This window comes from Paenibacillus sp. Root444D2, from assembly GCF_001426375.1.
GTDB lineage: Bacteria > Bacillota > Bacilli > Paenibacillales > NBRC-103111 > Paenibacillus_E.
In genome coordinates, this window is record NZ_LMEO01000023.1 from 206,771 (window position 1) to 224,326 (window position 17,556).

Annotated in this window: 12 protein-coding genes; 7 read left to right on the top strand and 5 right to left on the bottom strand. The window is 47.5% G+C overall.

All coding sequences use genetic code 11. The features are described from left to right. The first annotated feature begins 234 nt into the window (after positions 1–234). Positions 235–2,451 (top strand): ATP-binding protein, encoded by a 2,217-nt coding sequence (locus ASD40_RS15120; RefSeq protein WP_057304066.1) that lies wholly within the window; start codon positions 235–237, stop codon positions 2,449–2,451. Between the two features lie 2 nt (positions 2,452–2,453). After that, complete coding sequence (locus tag ASD40_RS15125) at positions 2,454–3,158, top strand: response regulator transcription factor (RefSeq protein WP_235549269.1); 705 nt, start codon at positions 2,454–2,456, stop codon at positions 3,156–3,158. Between the two features lie 931 nt (positions 3,159–4,089). On the opposite strand, the gene ASD40_RS15130 is transcribed toward ASD40_RS15125, so the two are convergent. The 3 genes from ASD40_RS15130 to ASD40_RS15140 all read right to left on the bottom strand — a co-directional run bounded on the left by ASD40_RS15130 (position 4,090) and on the right by ASD40_RS15140 (position 7,695). Then, positions 4,090–5,262 carry a YncE family protein gene (locus tag ASD40_RS15130; protein WP_057304067.1) on the bottom strand — a complete coding sequence of 391 codons (1,173 nt, stop codon included), beginning with the start codon at positions 5,260–5,262 and terminating at the stop codon, positions 4,090–4,092. A 96-nt stretch (positions 5,263–5,358) separates the two neighbouring features. Beyond that, positions 5,359–6,834 (bottom strand): S-layer homology domain-containing protein, encoded by a 1,476-nt coding sequence (locus ASD40_RS15135; protein ID WP_057304068.1) that lies wholly within the window; start codon positions 6,832–6,834, stop codon positions 5,359–5,361. 249 nt (positions 6,835–7,083) lie between these two features. Next, positions 7,084–7,695: a biotin transporter BioY gene (locus ASD40_RS15140; protein ID WP_057304069.1), complete on the bottom strand. Its 612-nt coding sequence runs from the start codon at positions 7,693–7,695 to the stop codon at positions 7,084–7,086. A gap of 118 nt (positions 7,696–7,813) precedes the next feature. On the opposite strand from ASD40_RS15140, the gene ASD40_RS15145 reads away from it, so the two are divergent. The 4 genes from ASD40_RS15145 to ASD40_RS15160 all read left to right on the top strand — a co-directional run bounded on the left by ASD40_RS15145 (position 7,814) and on the right by ASD40_RS15160 (position 13,227). Then, positions 7,814–8,653, top strand: coding sequence for an ATP-binding cassette domain-containing protein (locus ASD40_RS15145; protein ID WP_057304070.1), 840 nt, complete (start codon positions 7,814–7,816; stop codon positions 8,651–8,653). Further along, on the top strand, positions 8,644–10,317 hold the full coding sequence (locus ASD40_RS15150; protein ID WP_057304071.1) for an ATP-binding cassette domain-containing protein: 1,674 nt from the start codon (positions 8,644–8,646) through the stop codon (positions 10,315–10,317). The genes ASD40_RS15145 and ASD40_RS15150 overlap by 10 nt, the downstream gene beginning before the upstream one ends. Before the next feature lie 746 nt (positions 10,318–11,063). Then, entirely contained in the window at positions 11,064–11,837 is a 774-nt protein-coding gene (locus tag ASD40_RS15155) for an EcsC family protein (RefSeq protein WP_057304072.1), read from the top strand. A gap of 160 nt (positions 11,838–11,997) precedes the next feature. Next, complete coding sequence (locus tag ASD40_RS15160; protein WP_057304073.1) at positions 11,998–13,227, top strand: NAD(P)/FAD-dependent oxidoreductase; 1,230 nt, start codon at positions 11,998–12,000, stop codon at positions 13,225–13,227. 810 nt (positions 13,228–14,037) lie between these two features. Here ASD40_RS15160 and ASD40_RS15165 read toward each other — a convergent pair. Both ASD40_RS15165 and ASD40_RS15170 read right to left on the bottom strand, forming a co-directional pair. Then, positions 14,038–15,594, bottom strand: a complete 1,557-nt coding sequence (locus ASD40_RS15165) for an MDR family MFS transporter (RefSeq protein ID WP_057304074.1) — start codon at positions 15,592–15,594, stop codon at positions 14,038–14,040. A 178-nt stretch (positions 15,595–15,772) separates the two neighbouring features. Beyond that, positions 15,773–16,795, bottom strand: coding sequence for an AraC family transcriptional regulator (locus ASD40_RS15170; protein WP_235549270.1), 1,023 nt, complete (start codon positions 16,793–16,795; stop codon positions 15,773–15,775). A gap of 145 nt (positions 16,796–16,940) precedes the next feature. Between ASD40_RS15170 and ASD40_RS15175 the strand changes: the two genes are divergently transcribed. Continuing rightward, positions 16,941–17,522: an NAD(P)H-dependent oxidoreductase gene (locus ASD40_RS15175; RefSeq protein WP_057304076.1), complete on the top strand. Its 582-nt coding sequence runs from the start codon at positions 16,941–16,943 to the stop codon at positions 17,520–17,522. Positions 17,523–17,556: the final 34 nt, after the last annotated feature.

Sequence of the window (17,556 nt, forward strand, 5' to 3'; positions counted from 1 at the left end):
AGGGAGCCGCCCTTTTTTGTTTAGTTTCTATACATTATAACAAAAAAGTGACCCACAGCAACGGGCCGCGGGTCTAAGTATATATTTTAAAGGGGGGTCGAACTTTATTATAAGCTTAGTTCATTAAAACTAGATGAATTTCAGATTTCATTTTCATTACATTTTTGCAAATGGTAAAATAGAGCTAATGAAACACATCTAAGAATAGTGTTGCTGGAGCGGAGGAACCATGTTTTGAAACATTATTCTATGCGATCACATTTGACCATAACTTTCGCTATTATGGCAATGATTCCGATTCTAATTCTAGGCAGTTTTCAAGTTTCTCAAATTACCCATATTACGCAGGAGTCCAATCAGAATCAGCGGCAGACAACCTATCGGCTGGGGGATGCTGTCCAAGATTACATGTACTATCATCGAAATGCGGTTGAAACGTTAGCTGCCACAATTACGGCATCGGACGCCACCTTCCGTACGCGCGAGAGTTTAACGCTGAAGCTGCAATCGCTGCAAGAAAATTTGGCTGGCTTCACGGGTATCTATGTTATAGATCAAAACGGAATCATCAAAGCGACTCATACGGCAGCGAATGCTTCACTCATTGGCGCCGACGTCAAGGATCGAGATTACACCAAACGTGTGCAAACCGCACAAAAGACCATCATATCCTCCTTATTCCGGGGACCAGAAAGTTTGAATCAACCGGCGGTCGCGATTGCTGTACCGGTATATAAAGGAAATAAGCAAGCTGATGGCTTTGTGCTCGCCGTGCTCGAACTGGCTCCTATTAAGGAGCTTGTTACCAAATATGATTACGGCAAAGAAGCGTATCCAGTTGTTCTGGATCACGCAGGGAAACCCATCTATCATCCGAACGCAGCGCTGACTGAATCCATGGCGGATTTATCGAAGGAACCTGTTGCCGAAGATGCCCGAGTCCAGCGGCAGGGGGAAGGAACTTATCAATTAAGCATCTCTGCGCATAAAGAACAGATTACTTACAAAGCCATTCCTGAAATCGATTGGATCGTGTGGGTAAGCAAGTCCAAAGCCGCAGTCAATGCTGCTTTCATCGAATCTCTCCGTATCACGATATTGCTGCTGGTGTTCACACTCATTTTGACCGTATTGCTGGGCAGTTTTCTGGCGAAACGACTGAATGGAACCATTCATGCCTTGGTTGGTTACACGCAGCGTCTTGCAGGAGGCACCTTCGCCAAACCGGATAGCAAGGTTGTTCCTCAAGGCTCACCTCTGGAACTGCAATTACTGGCTGATCATTTCTTCCGGATGGCTGAGCAGATTAAGGAAAATCAAGGAGCGCTTCTGCAGCTCAATAGCGAGCTTGAGAATCGTGTTGAGGAACGAACCCAGCGGCTGCAGGACGAGCATGCAACCTTGAACGCCGTTCTTGAAAGCATGTCCGATGCGGTTGTCCTGATTGACGTCACGCATAATGTTGTATATGCCAATCATCGAATGGCCGAAATCTTCGCGATTCCGAGTGCGGAGTTGGGAGCAATGAATGAGGCCGCGTTGTTCGAAAGGATTGCTCTTCTGCTGCCCGAACGTCAAGACGAGCTGCAGATGCTTACTGCTGAGCCAAGAGTGCAGGGGGCTTTTACGGTGAAATCCGAGCATGGCAAAGAGCGCTTTATGATGGTTTCGGCGTTTCAAGTGGCTAGAGAAGGGCGAGTTTTTGGCCGAGGCTATGTGTGGCGTGATATGACCAAGGAGCACGAAATCGATGCGCTAAAGAATGATTTAATCTCTTTGGCATCCCATGAATTTAAAACACCAATCACGAGTATTCGCGGTGGTGTTGAGACGCTTCTTCGCGTCGATGCTCAGTGGGAAGAAAGCTTTAAGCAGGAGCTGCTGGAGGGAATTCATGAAGACATTGGGCGCATTCAGGATCTGATCGATGAGTGGTTGGATATCTCGAAGATTGAATCGGGTGCCATGCGGATCAATCCGCAGCCACTCCGGCTGGAAGCAGTTGTAGAAAGCGCCAGGAGAAGGCTCCCGCAGCAAGCGAACTATGAGCATACCCAATTCGAGGTACATCTGGCCGATGATATTCCTTTGGTCTATGCGGACAAGCTGCGCATGGAGCAAGTCCTCGTGAACTTGTTCACGAACGCAGTTCGCTATAATGAGCAGCATCCGATTATTCGAATTACCGCTAAAGCGGATGAGCGTTATGTTCATCTGGAAGTTCAAGATAATGGCATCGGGATATCTGCAGAGCATGTGGATAAAATATTTGACCGCTTCTACCGAGTTGATGTGTCATCCAGCCGTCAAACGGGCGGAACCGGACTCGGACTCGCGATCTGCAAAGGGATCATGCAAGCGCACGGCGGAGAGATCCGCGTAGTGAGCAAACCTGGTGAGGGAAGTACATTTATCCTCTCCATACCGAGGTTCCAAGGGAAGGAGGGCTGAAAGTGAACAAGAAGAAGATTATGATCGTCGATGATGAGCCTAAAATCGTACGATTCGTTGCAGCGAACCTCAAATCGTTAGATTATGAAACATTGGCCTGCCAGAGTGGCGCTGAGGCGCTTGAGAAAGTTGAGGGATTTGATCCGGATTTGATTTTACTTGATCTGATGATGCCGGGCATGGACGGATTCGACGTTCTCAAAAGGCTGCGCTCCTACTCCAGTGTGCCAGTCATCATGCTGACCGCGCGGAGCAATGGGGCGGATAAAGTGCAAGGACTCAACCTAGGGGCGGACGATTATTTGACGAAGCCGTTCTCGTTAGATGAGCTATTCGCTCGCGTGAACGCCGTGCTTCGCCGGATGGATGGCCGAATGGCAACACCAGTCACAACGAGTGAGATCACACTCGGACCCGTGACGGCTAATCTTGCTCAGCGTAGAATATGGCTGGGAGATACTGAGGTTAAGTTTACGGAGACCGAGTATAACTTGTTCGCTCTGCTCTTGCAGCATGCGGGCAAAGTTATGACCCATGAACAGCTGCTGAGTGAAATCTGGGGGAGTGAATACCGCGATGAAGTTGAATATTTACGGGTCACGATCGCGAGAATTCGCCAGAAGATTAAGAGTCTTGCAGAGGGGCAAGAAATTATGGAGATTATTGTAACCTATCCTGGGGTGGGTTACATGGCGAAGCACGGATGATGGAATGAGAGTATGCATGCGTGCGTGTAGGAGTGGGATAAGCATTTTCCCATTAAGCAAGATCACATAGCAAAAGCCCCTTGCCCGTTATCGGGTAAGGGGCTTTTGGTTTCGCATTACATGCAAAACAAGCTGAGAGTGCCGAAATGGACTTCTCACTGTCGGAAAAGTAGCAAAGTGTTGCTGAGAAGTCCGAAACAGACTTCTCGGTGCGTGAAGGAAGCTTGTTAACCGACAAATGTATGCTAAGAGAGCCGAAAATGGACTTCTCACTGTCGAAAAAGTAGCAAAGTGTTGGCTGGGAAGTCCGAAATGGACCACTCGGTGTGTGAATGAAGCTTGTTAACCGACAAATGTATGCTGAGAGTGCCGAAATGGACTTCTCACTGTCGGAAAAGTAGCAAAGTGTTGCTGAGAAGTCCGAAAAAGACTTCTCGGAGCCAGAAGGATGCTTGTTACCACAAATGTATGCTGAGAGTTCTCACTGTCGGAAAAGTTACATTGTCAGCGGCTGAGACGATGACTTTCATCGCTAAAGTAGGTGTTCCGCGTTAAGAGGACACTTTAGTGATGTAAAACATCTTAAAATAGTGTCTGAAGGCCATCATTTTGATGATAAAGCCGCTGAGACGATAACTTTCATCATTAAAGTTTATTTGTGCTGTGATCGACATCAAATAAGAGTCTATGGAGACTCTTATTTCCCACCAATAGTCACTTTTTCTCGAAATAGAAGCTTCTAGAGGCTCTTATTTCCGCGAAATGATCCAAATTCACTGTGTTCGGCATCAAATAAGAGTCTATGGAGACTCTTATTTCCCACCAATAGTCACTTTTTCTCGAAATAGAAGCTCCTAGGGACTCTTATTTCCGCGCAATAATCCAGATTCTTTCAAGCTGGTATGAGACTATTTAACGATGAAAAACCAACTTACCGACTCAACAGCTGCACATCTAGAGGGTAATCAGGGATCTCGAAGTCGCGGACTGCGCCAGACTCCAAGTCAACTACGGTCATGCCGTTCCAACCGGTATCGGCATAAGTAACGCCGCCTGTGAGGTAGGAGTAACGACCGTCTGCGCTGGTGGCGACCATTTGGTGCATACGGGCCAGAGGGATGATTTTCTCGGCATGCGCAGCTATGTCGAGCACTGTTAAGTTAGGTTTGCCTGTTGCGCTGCCGGCAGAGCCGATGCCGACGATGAGCAGCTGCTTGCCGTCAGGTGTGAGGGCAACGCCCTCCTGATGCGTGTTGCCGGTTAGCGGCTTCGTCTCATACTTGCCGCTGACAGGATCAAGAACGACGAGGCCGCGGCCTTGGTAAGGCAAGAGTAGACGGCCGTCGGATCGAACCGCCGCATAATGGGGCTTCTCGAAGCCTCCGTGACCATAAGGAGCAACCTCAAGGGTGCGAGCTTTGTTACTGGCAAGATCGATAGCCGTCACGGAGTAAGAATCATGGTCGATGCTGTAAACCTCACGGCCATCGAGGCTGGTAACGACATCGAACGGTCGGATTCCGACGGAGACACTGCCTGTCATGGAGAAATTTTCTGTATCCATGATTTCTAATTGGCTTTTGCTTCTGCTGGGTAAGTAAACACCTACGTAGACAAATCGACCGTCAGGTGAAACAGCGATGCCCATGCCACCGGGGCGATATTCGCCATATTGCGGCTTACCTACAGCTGCTTGGTAGGGAACTAGGGCAACGCGTCTACGCAATTGGGTATCCACCACTGCGATACCTTCCGCTGTTGATACATAGACGCGATGATTAGGTCCTTCCGCAATAGCAAAAGGAGATTGACCGACGATGAGTTTCTCGAAGCTGCCGGAAGCTGGATTTAAGAAAGATACATAGTCACTCTTGGAATGTGTAACCATCAAAGTGGTTTCAGAAGCATCGGGCGGAGTGATATTTGTTGGTTTTGGACTAACGGCAGGTGTTGTTGAAGGTACTGAAGGTGTAGGGACTGGTGCTGCCGTTGCTCCGATGTTGGAGCCAACTGCCGCGTCGGGACGCGACCCGCAGCCCATTAATAGAAGAAGCAGTGTGAGCGGAGTCCATATTGTCATGAATGAAAGTTTTTTACGTAACATGGGAATTCACCTCGGATATGTGGGTAGGGATAAATATAGAACGAGAGCACCTCATTTAAGGTACCCTCGGATCTCTTTATCTTATTAATGTGAAGATTATTTGGTTAATGTCAAAGTGACACCTGTTGCAGTTGACCATTTACCCACTGGAGCAACGGTATAAGAAGTGCCTGGAACGAGTTGAGCGTTATTAAGAAGAGCGAAAGTACCTACAGCGCCTTTACGTGAAGTCAGCGTGTATTCTGCAGTTAACACCGTACCGTCAGTTGCGGTAAGTGTAACACGGCGAGAGACGAAAATTTCATCCTTAGGATCTTGCGAAAGTGTGACGGCGATCGTCTTCGTATCCACCGCAGCAGCGGATTGGATAGTAAGCGGTGCGATTTCTTCGGCTGTAAACGTTGGATTCACGAGAGTAGCCCAGTCTGCTGAAACAGTATATTTGACACCGGCTTTGAACGTTTCGCCGTTAGGTAGAATAAACTTAGGTGCTTGTCGGCCATCGGTTGCTTGTGTGAATGGCAAGTAGTTCGCTGTCATTGTAGCGCCACCCTCAGGGGTAATTTGCACCTGACGGTTACGCATGGACGAAAGAATTTGATACGTTTTGCCGTTATAGCTATTGTTCTCGTCAACGATGAATGAGCCTGGGCGGCTTTTGCTGTAAGCTGCAATCACATAACCGTAATCAGCAACACCATCAGCCAATTGGGATTCCACTTCAAATAAATCACTTGCTACCTGCGCCGTGGATTTCAGAGCAATTTTCTCTGTGCTCGCTGTGAAAGTTCCAGCAGGCTTACCTTTATAAGTCAGCGTGTAAGTTGTCCCGGCTTTTTGGGTAGGAACTGGAACGATGTAGGTGGATTTGGAACCTGTTTTTAACCGCGGAACATTATTGATCGCCAGGCCGTTGTCAAAAACAAAGTTTTTGGACGCTTGATCCAGTTCCAATTCTGCCGTGGGAATCGGTGCCGAGAAAGTAACTTGCAGTGTTATGGCATTCAAGGCTTGAAGTTTAGTCACTTGAATAGGCACTAATTGCTGTGCTTCAAAGATAAGAAGAGCGGCTTGCCCCCTAGTCACTTGACTGCCTGTAATAGATGCAAAGCTTGGCAGCTTTTCAACCGCCGTTTTATCAACTTTTAACACGTTAGCAATCACGTCTGCAAGTTGATCCGAAGAGATGGATTGACCTCCACGGAATTGTCCGGCAGTATCTTTCATTGCACCAAGAGTCTCAAGAGCAACTGCATAAGAATAGAACCAATCACCTTTCGTTACATCGTTAAAATGGTTGGCTGCGGCGGGGTCCATGCTCACATGAAGCGCTAATGCGACTATTTTGGCAACCTCTGCGCGAGTTATAGTCTGATTCGGCTTGAAGGTGTTGTTCTCATATCCGGATACAACTTGCTGCTGTGCTAATTGTTCAATCGCTGTTTGAACTTGAGTTGTGTTGGCGGAATCCGTGAAAGGACTTGCTGCTAGTGCATTGAAAGGAAGAATTGCTGATAAACCTACGGTTGCTGTGATCGTTAATGCGGCTAATGTCTTTTTACTGTTTTTCATATATAACACTCCTATTCGATAATGTTTGATTGCGCTGTTGTTTGCATCGTGCTGCTGTCTACAAGAACTAGCTTACACGTCAGGGCATTACAATCGAATAAAAATTACGTGCTGCACATTACAAAATCGTAAAAATTTTGATATCCCCGCTCGAAAAGCTATACAAAAAAACGGCCTTACAGCCGTAAAAGATTTGAGTATGTACTCAGATCTTCTGCGGCTGTAAGGCCGTTGTTTGTCTTCAGAGTCTTAAACGCTAAGATCTGTAGGACTATTACTTTTAACAACGCTGTGTGAAGAGGAGCCCGTAAGTCTTTGCGGAGGGAATACTTGGCGAACAGGAGCAATGATAAGCGCTGCAACTATAGCTTTGATGGCATCTCCTGGTAAGAATGGATAGCACGCCGCTGTCATGGCTTTGGCAAATGTATAGGTAGGCACTTTGTACATTAACCAAGGAACTCCGGCCAGATACAGAATGAGAGAGCCGAATACTTCAAGGACTAAGAAGGCGGCGATGTAACCCATGATGCCATTCATCCGAATACGAGGTAAAATAAGACCGATAAGCATAGCTGAAAAAGGCCAAATCATAATGAAGCCGCCAGTAGGTCCGAGGACGACGCCTAAACCGCCATTTCCGTGAAGCAGGGGAAAGCCGATGGCTGTGAGGATGACAACGAGTGCCATACTAAGGAATCCATAGCGTGCTCCCAGAAGTCCGCCGGCTAGCATAACCGCCAGTGTTTGCAAGGTAATAGGCACGGGTGTCAAAGGAAGAGAAATTTTGGCAAAGCTGAATAAAACGAGAATAGCGGCAAATAGTGCACTAAAAACAACGCCGCGAAGAGTGAGTTTCATATTGTTCATCGCTCCTGTTTCTGTTATTGTAAATGTATTGTCAACCAATTCGATCAACGTTGGTTAACAATTCAGATGATAGCACATCTTTTGTGAAAGTGAAAGGAACATTTTACATATGGCAAACAGAGAGATTTTAGCCTCCATGGAGAAGGCCTCCGTTATCTATCGAACAGAATCTGGAGAAGGAAGGCAAGTGTGGTCCGATGTCTCCATGGATATTCATCAGGGTGAGTGGATTGTAGTCATAGGACCCAATGGCAGCGGCAAAAGCACACTAGCCAGCGTATTACTGGGCTTAAGTCCGCTCTCTGGTGGACAGTTCGTGCATAAACAAGACCAGAATTGGCTAACCCGGGGTGTTCTGCAAATACCGGATGCCCAGTTTGTTGGAGACACGGTTCAGGAAGAGCTGGACTACCTGCCGAATGGGCAAAATTTAAGCACAGAATCGCGTAAAGAGTGGTACATGGAAGCCTTGTCTGCCGTTGGATTGACGATCCCGATCGAGCGGTCGTTAAACACATTATCCGGTGGGCAAAAGCAGTTGGTGAATCTCGCAGCAGCGCTTGCCGCTCATCCATCGATCCTTGTTTTAGATGAGCCGACCGCAATGTTAGACCCTGCTGCAAGGAAGGAAGTGCGCCAAGCTGTAAGGGAAGCGCATAAGCGGGGGACGACGATTGTGTGGATTACCCATCGTTTGGAAGAGTTGGCGGATGCTACGCGCGTCGTTGGTTTTGGAGAGGGACGGATAACCTTTGATGGGGAGCCGAGAGCGTTTTTGTATGGGGAGGGGGGAGAATTGCCGGGTATGACACCTTGTAAGGAGTTAGGGTTTGATCCGCCTTTTGTGGTTAAGACTGCCATTGGTCTGATGCAGCAAGGCTGTCAGCTTGATCTCCTCCCGATAGATATGGAAGAGTTGGCTAAGGCGGTGTCGTCCTTATGCCGATAGCTCTGCAGGACATCCGGGTAGATGCTCCGGATGACTCTAACAATCAACTGCTGAAAGATATCAGCTTCAACTTGTCGGATGGATCGCTGACCCTATTGATTGGTCATACGGGTTCTGGGAAATCAACACTGCTGCAGGTCATGGCAGGAATTCTGGAACCAACCTTAGGAACGATAACCCTTGATGAGCAGCCATTATGGCACAAACGGAAAGTAAACCAAGCCCATCTCCTTCGTCTAGGTCTAATATTTCAATTCCCCGAGCAGCAGTTGTTCGCACGCAGTGTACGCCAGGAATTCGCGTACTCCTTGCGTCCTTACCGCCTCGGGGCGGACGAACGCGAGCGCCGCATTCGCGCCGCTTGCGCTGATCTCGATCCACGCGGCGTCATCGCCATGGATCGGTCGCCTTTCTCGCTGAGCGGCGGCGAGCAGCGCCGGCTCGCGCTGGCGACTACGTTCGCCACTGCGCCGGATTGGCTCCTCATGGATGAGCCAACTGCCGGCTTAGAGGCGGCAGCCGTCCGCGAATTGCTGCGCATCATTCGCGCGCGCGAGCGTGGCGGCTGCGTCATCGCCACGCATGACCTGGACACGTTCTTTCCGCTAGCGGACCGTGTCCTCGTTCTAGACCGCGGCGCGCTCGTCTTCGACGGCACGCCGGAAGAGCTTTGCCGCGCGCCGGAGGTGCTGACGCGCGCGGGCGTCGGCCTCCCGAGCTGCGTGGAGGCCGCGATAGAGCTGGCGCGCTATGGCATCGCCATCGCGCCGGACCGGCTCACGCCGGAGCTTGCCGCTCCGGCGATCGCAAAGGCGCTGCGCGAATGCGGCAGCGCCAGCTCTAGGCCGGCGCCGCAAGCGGCTGCGCCGAGCCCGCAGGCCACGTGCGAAGCTGGCGTGGCCCCGAAGCCGCCGCAGGCCGTGATGCTGCGGCTCGACCCGCGCGCGAAGTGGCTGCTCTACCTGCTGCTCGTCATCGGGACGATGCAGCAGCAGGAGTGGAGCGGCCTCGCGGCATCCATGCTGCTCCTCGGCCTCGCGTTTCTCGGCCTCCCGCGATCCGCCCTTCGCGGCAGCATGAAGATCGCCCTGCCATTCCTGATCTTCATGTTCATTTCGATCCTTCTGGCAGGGCTGGACTGGTCAACCGCTGAAGGGCAGTTTCCGCTCGGTTTCTCGGCGGAGCGTGGCTGGAGCACGGCACTCACGTTGACACGTTTGCTTCTCGTCCTCATGGCAGGCTATTGGCTAGCCATCACGACGCCTTATGGTCAGCTCGTGCAAGGGCTTAATTGGGCCTTGAAATATTTTCGCAAATTTAAGCTGCCGGTTGAATCTTTTTCATTGGCCGTCTCCTTGATTTTCCGCTTCATTCCGCTCATCTTGCGGGAGTGGCAGCAGTTCTCAGCCATCGTAAGAGCCAGAGGCAAAGCATCAATCCGACCGGGTACTGTTCGTTCACGAGATATCCCGGCGCTAGTCGTCCCTTTGCTGCTCGCTATGTTTCATAAAGCTGAGCAAATGACCATTGCGATGGAACTGAAAAAAATCGACGGCAAACAGCTGCTGCTGAGGAAAAACACGTTACAGTGGCGAGGTATGGACACCATTCTCGTCGCCATGGGGATTCTTTGTTTTGCATTACTTCTGTATATGCAATCATAAAGGCAGAGCAGCTACTTTTAAGGAGCTGCTTTTGTTCTTCTTGTCAGATTTTAGGGTAGGGGGTAAGACGAGAGCTTTCCCCTATTTAGCATGGTTTGCTATGGATTTTACTAGACTGAGTAAGATTGTGGATACATGCATAATCTTTTGGTGATTGACTATAGTTGCCCGGTTTTTGCAAAGCGCGCAATAACCTACAACCATAGCACAAGCTGGAAAGATATTTTTCATCGTTTCAGTCGCGAGGGGAAGTGAAAACGTGTCTGTAACGATGTTTTGTATTCTTACAAACGAGAAAAAAGCAGGTTTATGCGTTGTGACAAGCTGTAAAGATATTTTTCATCGTTACAGTCGCGAGGGAAAATGAAAAACGTGTCTGTAACGATGTTTTGTATTCTTACAAACGAGGAAAAAGCAGTTTTATGCGCTGAGCGAAGCTGTAAAGATATTTTTCATCGTTACAGTCGCAAGGGGAAGTGAAAACGTGTCTGTAACGATGTATTTCATCTTTACAGACGAGAAGATGGTGGATTGGGATTTAAACGTGCGAGTGATATCAAAGAGAAGTTCGTTCCTCATGCTCAAGCGTCGGCTTTAGACAAGAACCTGGCCATCAGCCAGGTTTTATTTGCTGCACTTCTCGCTCCCCTTGCCGATTCACACTCTCCGCCACTCACCCCGTCATCTTGAGACCAATCGCCCCGTATACTATACTTAAATGAAGATCAGAGTTGGCGGTGACGAGAATGGAAACAGCGTACACAATCTATGAGCAGCAAATGTTAAAAAAGCTGAAACGCTGGGAAATCCGGCAGCAAAGGGTTCCCAACCTGATGGAAAGAGCCTCCAAATCTGTTCAAACCAGCATCAATAATTTGATTCCTGATAAGGTTCATAAGACAATAACCGCGACCGTCAAAGGAATCGTGCAAACGACCCTATTCGGGATGAATTACATCCCCCAAAACGACCCGCTATACGGCGTTTCCTTAGCAGATAGCGATGCCAAAGCTGAGGAATTATTATCCCTATATAAAAAGATTGCCGCAGCAGAAGGAGCTGGTACGGGAGCGGGCGGAATTCTGCTAGGACTGGCGGATTTCCCGATTCTGATCGGCATTAAATTGAAATTCCTATTTGAGCTGGCGCATGCGTACGGCTACTCGACGAAAGATTACCGGGAGCGGTTGTTCATTCTCTATGTGTTTCAGCTGGCCTTCTCCAGTCCGAATAAGAAGCCGGGTCTTCTTCATACCATTAAGAATTGGCATACCATTTCGCATTCCTTTCCACCGGCTGAGGACTATATGAATCAAGTGGATTGGCAGCAGCTGCAGCAGGAATACCGGGATACGATTGATTTTCGTAAAATGCTTCAGCTCGTTCCCGGCATCGGGGCGGTGGTGGGCGCTTGGGCCAACTTTGGTTTGCTGGAGGAGCTCGGCGTGGCAGGAATGAACTGTTTTCGCTTGCGCAGATTACATGATAAAGCGGAGGGCGACGGCTTCGAGTGTAAATAATACTTTTTTTGTTCATAGACTGGTCAAATTTATAGTGATTTCCTGTGAGAAATAGCATATTATAAAAGAAAGAGTCGTTCATCGGCTCATCTTATAAAAGTATGTGATATTTTTCACAATAATATGTGATTTATTTCACAAATCGGAGGAGAGGATTTCAATGAGCAAACCGAAAGTGGTTATTCTTGGCGCAGGTTACGGTGGTCTGGTCACAGCCATTAGGCTTCAGAAGCGGATGAAAGCAAGTGAGATGGATGTTACCTTGGTGAACAAACATGACTATCACTACATCACCACACATCTGCATATGCCGGCTGCCGGTACCGATCATCACGATAATGCCCGTGTGGCGATTGCGGATTTGATTGATGAGCGTAAGATTCATTTTGTGAAATCAACGGTAAGTCAAATTTTACCCGAGGAAAAGAAGGTTGTGCTCGGCGATAGGGACCTCTCCTACGATTATCTGGTTATTGGGCTGGGGAGTGAGACCGAAACATTCGGCATTCCTGGGATGAATGAATATGCGATGTCAATTAAGAGCATTAACAGCGTGCGCTTTATTCGCCAGCACATTGAATATATGTTTGCCAAGTCAAAAATGGAGCCGAAGAGGATTGAGTACCTCACTTTTGTGGTTGGAGGTGCAGGCTTTACTGGAACAGAGTTTGTGGGGGAACTGGCGGATCGGATCCCTGTGCTATGTAGGACCTATGACGTCGACCCGTCAACTGTGAAAATCATCAATATCGAAGCCTCCCCATCGGCGCTGCCTCCTGGTCTACCTGAAGATCTTGTTGAATACGGCATGGAAGTCATGCGCCGCAAAGGTGTTCAGTATAAACTATCCACACCCATTAAGGAGTGTACGCCGCATGGTGTTATTCTAGGCAATGGCGAGTTCATTCGTGCAGGCACTATTGTTTGGTCGGGAGGCATTCGCGGGAATTCCTTGATACAGCAAGCAGGATTCGATGTACAGCGGGGAAGGGTCAAAGTTGACGAATGCTTGCGCTCTTACCAGTATCCGGATGTATTTATTACAGGTGATTGCTCCATTGTGATGAGCCCTGAGGGGACGCCTTATCCTGCGAATGCCCAGATTGCCGTTCAGCAAGGCTACAACGTAGCGAGAAATCTTCTATCTGCCGTTCGCGGCCGAGACCTTAAGCCCTTCGCATACGATTTCAAAGGGACTGTGGCATCCTTGGGCAGAGGAGAGGCAGTGGGCTTACTCAAAGTGAAGAAAGTCAGAGGCAAATTCGCCGCTCTCCTGAAGAAAGTCATCGATGCTCGCTATTTATATCTCATTGGCGGCATCCCGCTCATATGGAAAAAAATGATTTTCAAACAAAAAACAACAGCCCGCAATTATCACGTGCCGAATTAATTAAGACGAAAAGCAAAAACTGGATTGAGAAGATCAGAAATTAATCTGATTATCTTTCCAGTTTTTTTCTTGACCCCAGAACTTTTTTGGCGGGTTAGGGGGAGTCCAAACTTCCCCCGTATTTAGTTAGCTATTGATTTTGCTGAGCTGAGTGAGATTGTGGAGACATGCATAATCATTCGGTAAGTGACTATGCGATATTGGTTTAATGGTTTGATTATGGGTTCGTTCGTTCGATCGTTAGTTTGGTTGTTTGATGGTTGGTTTATTCAATCGTTTGTTTGCTTGTTGGTTTACTTGCTTGTTCGTTTCTGGGGAAATGGAGAAATAGAAAGGAAAGTTGTACAGCGTACAACAATTTCCTCGATTTCTTCTGGTTAATCTCAGGATGTTGTATGCTGTACAACAATTTAGCTATTTTATAGGGTATATAGCTACTTTTGGGTGAAATTGTTGTATTTTTTGCAACAATTGCATGAATGAGGCGGAAAAGATTGCCAAATGTTGTACAATATACAACTTCCACGGAGTAAGCAAGGAAATGTCTCTATCTCATTACATCTTTTGGACGTAACCTGCGTTACATCAACCTTACACGCACTCGTGAAGGGTTGATGCAACAAACTCGTGTAAGGACGGCGCAAGCCCTGATTTTAGTCATATATTTAAGTCATAATTATAGCCGTCTATTTTTGTCATGTATTTGTAGTTTTCTTTTGCAATCAAAGCTTCTTATGTGTTCATCAGAGTTTCTTTTGCAATCAAAGCTTCTTCTGTTTTCCTCAGAGCTTCTTTTGCAGTCAAAGCATCTTATGTGTTCGTCAGAGTTTCTTTTGAAATCAAAGCTTCTTCTGTTTTCCTCAGAGCTTCTTTTGCAGTCAAAGCTTCTTCCGCATTCGTCAGCACTTCTTTTCTCATGAACCAGCAAGCTATGAAAGCTACAATGGCGAATATGATGCCTATTGCAAAAATGTGTTGGAACGCTTCGGTAAATACCATTTTGATCCGCAGCAGTATGTCCGCTGAAAGCCCTTGTGGGATGCCTCCGTTCAGGATTGTCTCTGCAGTTCCTTCTGGGAATTGGTCCGATAATCCCGATAAACCTCTGGCGATATTTCTGGAAAGCAAACTTCCGAAGATACTAAATCCTAGCGTGGTACCAATGGCCTGGAACAACTGAACCGTTGCTACTCCGACTCCGCTGTGCTCCTTCGCTACGGACTCCTGTACGATCAGATTGTCTGAACCGAATAGAACGCCGATCCCAAGTCCCAAAATGAAGAACGCTGCGATAATGTAGATAACTGTTGTATCAACATGTATGCGTGATAGCAGTACATAGCTTACGATCGGGAAGATAAACGATACGATGAAGAGATTCTTGTAGGCGATCTTCGTTATGAGATTACCGCAAAGGATACTCGCCGGAATGGCGCCTGCCATGAAGGCTAGCGACAAGTAACCGGATGCGGTTGGTGACATACCCATGACATTCTGCGCGAAAAATGGGAATCCCGACATGCCTCCCATGACACCAAGCATGGTTAGGAATACGATACAGGACAATACGACGACGGACCGATTTCTGAAGAGAACAAGCGGAATGATCGGCTCCTTAGCCTTCGATTCGATTCGGATAAAAAGTATGGTAAGAGCTGCGAATAACGCCAATAAGCCGATAATAACGGGGGACCACCACGTATAGCCCTTGATATCGATCAAGACCGGAGCTAGAAGAAGTGAGAGCATGGCTAGAACGAGTGTAAAGGCTCCTGCCCAGTCAATGGATTTTTTCTCGGTGCTGGCCGTTTCACGCAAGCCTTTGGAAACGATAAAGGCAGCGATAAGCCCAATAGGAATGTTGATCAAAAAGATCCAATGCCAGCTCACATAGCTCACAAAATATCCGCCAATCGTAGGTCCGATCAGTTGAGGCAGAATCAATAACGGACCGACAAGGCTCTGGACCTTGGCTCGTTGCTCCAACGGAAATGTATCACCGATGATGATCATGGCTAATGGCATGAGTCCACCGGCTCCGATTCCTTGAACCCCTCTTCCGATTAGCAGTGTGGTCATCGAATCAGCGAGTCCGCTGATGATGGATCCGACCATGAATAGGGCGACACAGCTTAAATAAATCTTCTTGCGGCCATAAATATCGGCAAGCTTGCCGAAGATCGGCATGAACATCGTAATCGAGAGCATGTAAATCCCGGCTACCCAGCCGTAAAGTGTCATGCCGTGCAGATCACGAATAATGGTCGGCAGAGCCGTCGATACGACGGTTTGATCCAACTCAGAGAATACCAGGCCTAACAGCAGGCCGATTAGAACTAATGTCTTGTTGTTTCCTTGCTTTTTCATGATTACACCTCATCTTTAATTAAACTCCTCAACGCTTCTCTAAGTATAGATCTTCAAGGAGTTTCACTCATCGGACGCAAGCTTTAAAAAGCTCTCGGTCTGGCGATGTAGTTTTTAAACATTGGAGTAACGTAAAAAAAGCCCCTTCGGGCTTTCATGGTTTTGGATGTAATCATAGTTAAAGATGTTTCAATAAATCCATCCTATACTGCCTTGGTGTTACCCCTGTCCACTTCTTAAAAGCACTTTGAAAGGCACTTGGCTCTGAGAAGTGAAGAAGGTAAGCGACCTCTCCTATTTTATATTCCGGTTTAGCCAAATAACCAACAGCAAGCTCTCTCCGAGCTCGATTCATGATGTCTTGATAGGTAGTGTTTTCCAGCTTTAACCTTGCCTGAATACTTCTAACACTCATTTTGAAAGCCATCGACGTCTCTTTTAAGCTCGGAAAAGGCATCGGCATGTCCTTCATGATCCAATTGTATAATTGGTCGGAAAATGTTCGACCTTGCATGAGTCTGTGTCTGGTTTCCTCCGCGATAGCCTCGAAGGTCCCCAATAGCTTGGAGTCCGCTAGTAAAATGGGGTATTCCAGAATGTCCTTGCTTATACGAATTGCATTCGAATCCTCACCAAACTGCGGCTTTATTCCCAGTACGGATGTATAGGCGTCAATTTCTGTGGAGAGAGCATGAGTGAAATGCACCTCTTTTAAAGTAATATTTCTGCAGCTTAGCCTTATCATCAAATGGTACAAAGAACTAGCCATATCCTCTATGCAGTGTCGGGCTGGTTGCTTGTGAGGACGATTGTAGGACAACCCGATGATAACGTCATTCTCTTCTATGTGCCAAATGATATTGTATCCATCACATACGATCATATTATATTTTTGAAAAGCAGCTAAGCCTTGACCGATAGTTTTTGAGTGGAGCATCACATATCCTAGAATCCCCAAATCAGAAACCTCTATGTTCTGTCCTTGATGTAATCCGAACATGTCATCCGATGTGATCGCAGCGGCTAATTCCGTCAAACGTTCGAAATCCTCCTCCGACAACCGAACCTCAGGGTCATGAAGAATGGACTCATCTATATTTGCTCTTTTGAAAAAATCGTCTTTGTTATGTCCCTTGAACACAATCGCTTTGATAATCGGATAAACAAGGGATACAGATAATCCAGTGTAGCTTGATAACAACGCCCGAGGCCTCCCTTTTGCACATAAGAATAAGATTTTGGCATGTTTGATCATACTTTTCTAGATCCAAATGGCTTATTCTTACTTTATCTTAACACGCACAGTGATGAAAGATGAATAAAAAGAGTCACGAGGAGGCAGGAATATGCAACCAAACATAGCCATTATTAACGGACATCCCTTTGCCAAGAGCTATTGCACAGCGTTATCGGAGGCCTACAAGAAAGGTGCAATCGCTAGCGGCTCGGAGGTACGCAGCATTCATATAGGCTCTTTGTCTTTTGAACCGAATTTGAAATACGGTTACCATCAACGGCTGGAGCTAGAAGAGGATTTGCTTGCGGCTCAAGAGACGATCCGTTGGGCGGATCATCTGGTGTTCGTATATCCGATATGGTGGGGGACGGTCCCGGCGATCCTAAAGGGGTTCATCGATCGTGTATTTCTACCAGGCTTCGCCTATCGGAATCGCCCCAATTCCATGTTCTGGGACAAATTATTGAGTAGGAAGTCTGCTCGTCTCATAGTAACCATGGACACACCTTCCTGGTACTATCGATGGGTGTACAAACAAGCAGGGCATCATGTCATGAAACGTGGGACCTTGCAATTCAGTGGAGTCAATCCCGTCAAGATTACAGAAATAACTCCCGTTAAGTCTTCAACGGATAAACAGCGTGAAAAGTGGCTGGCAGATGTTGAAAAGTTAGGTTTGAAGCGTTCATAGAAATAGAAGAAGACTGAAAAAATGCAGCTTGGAA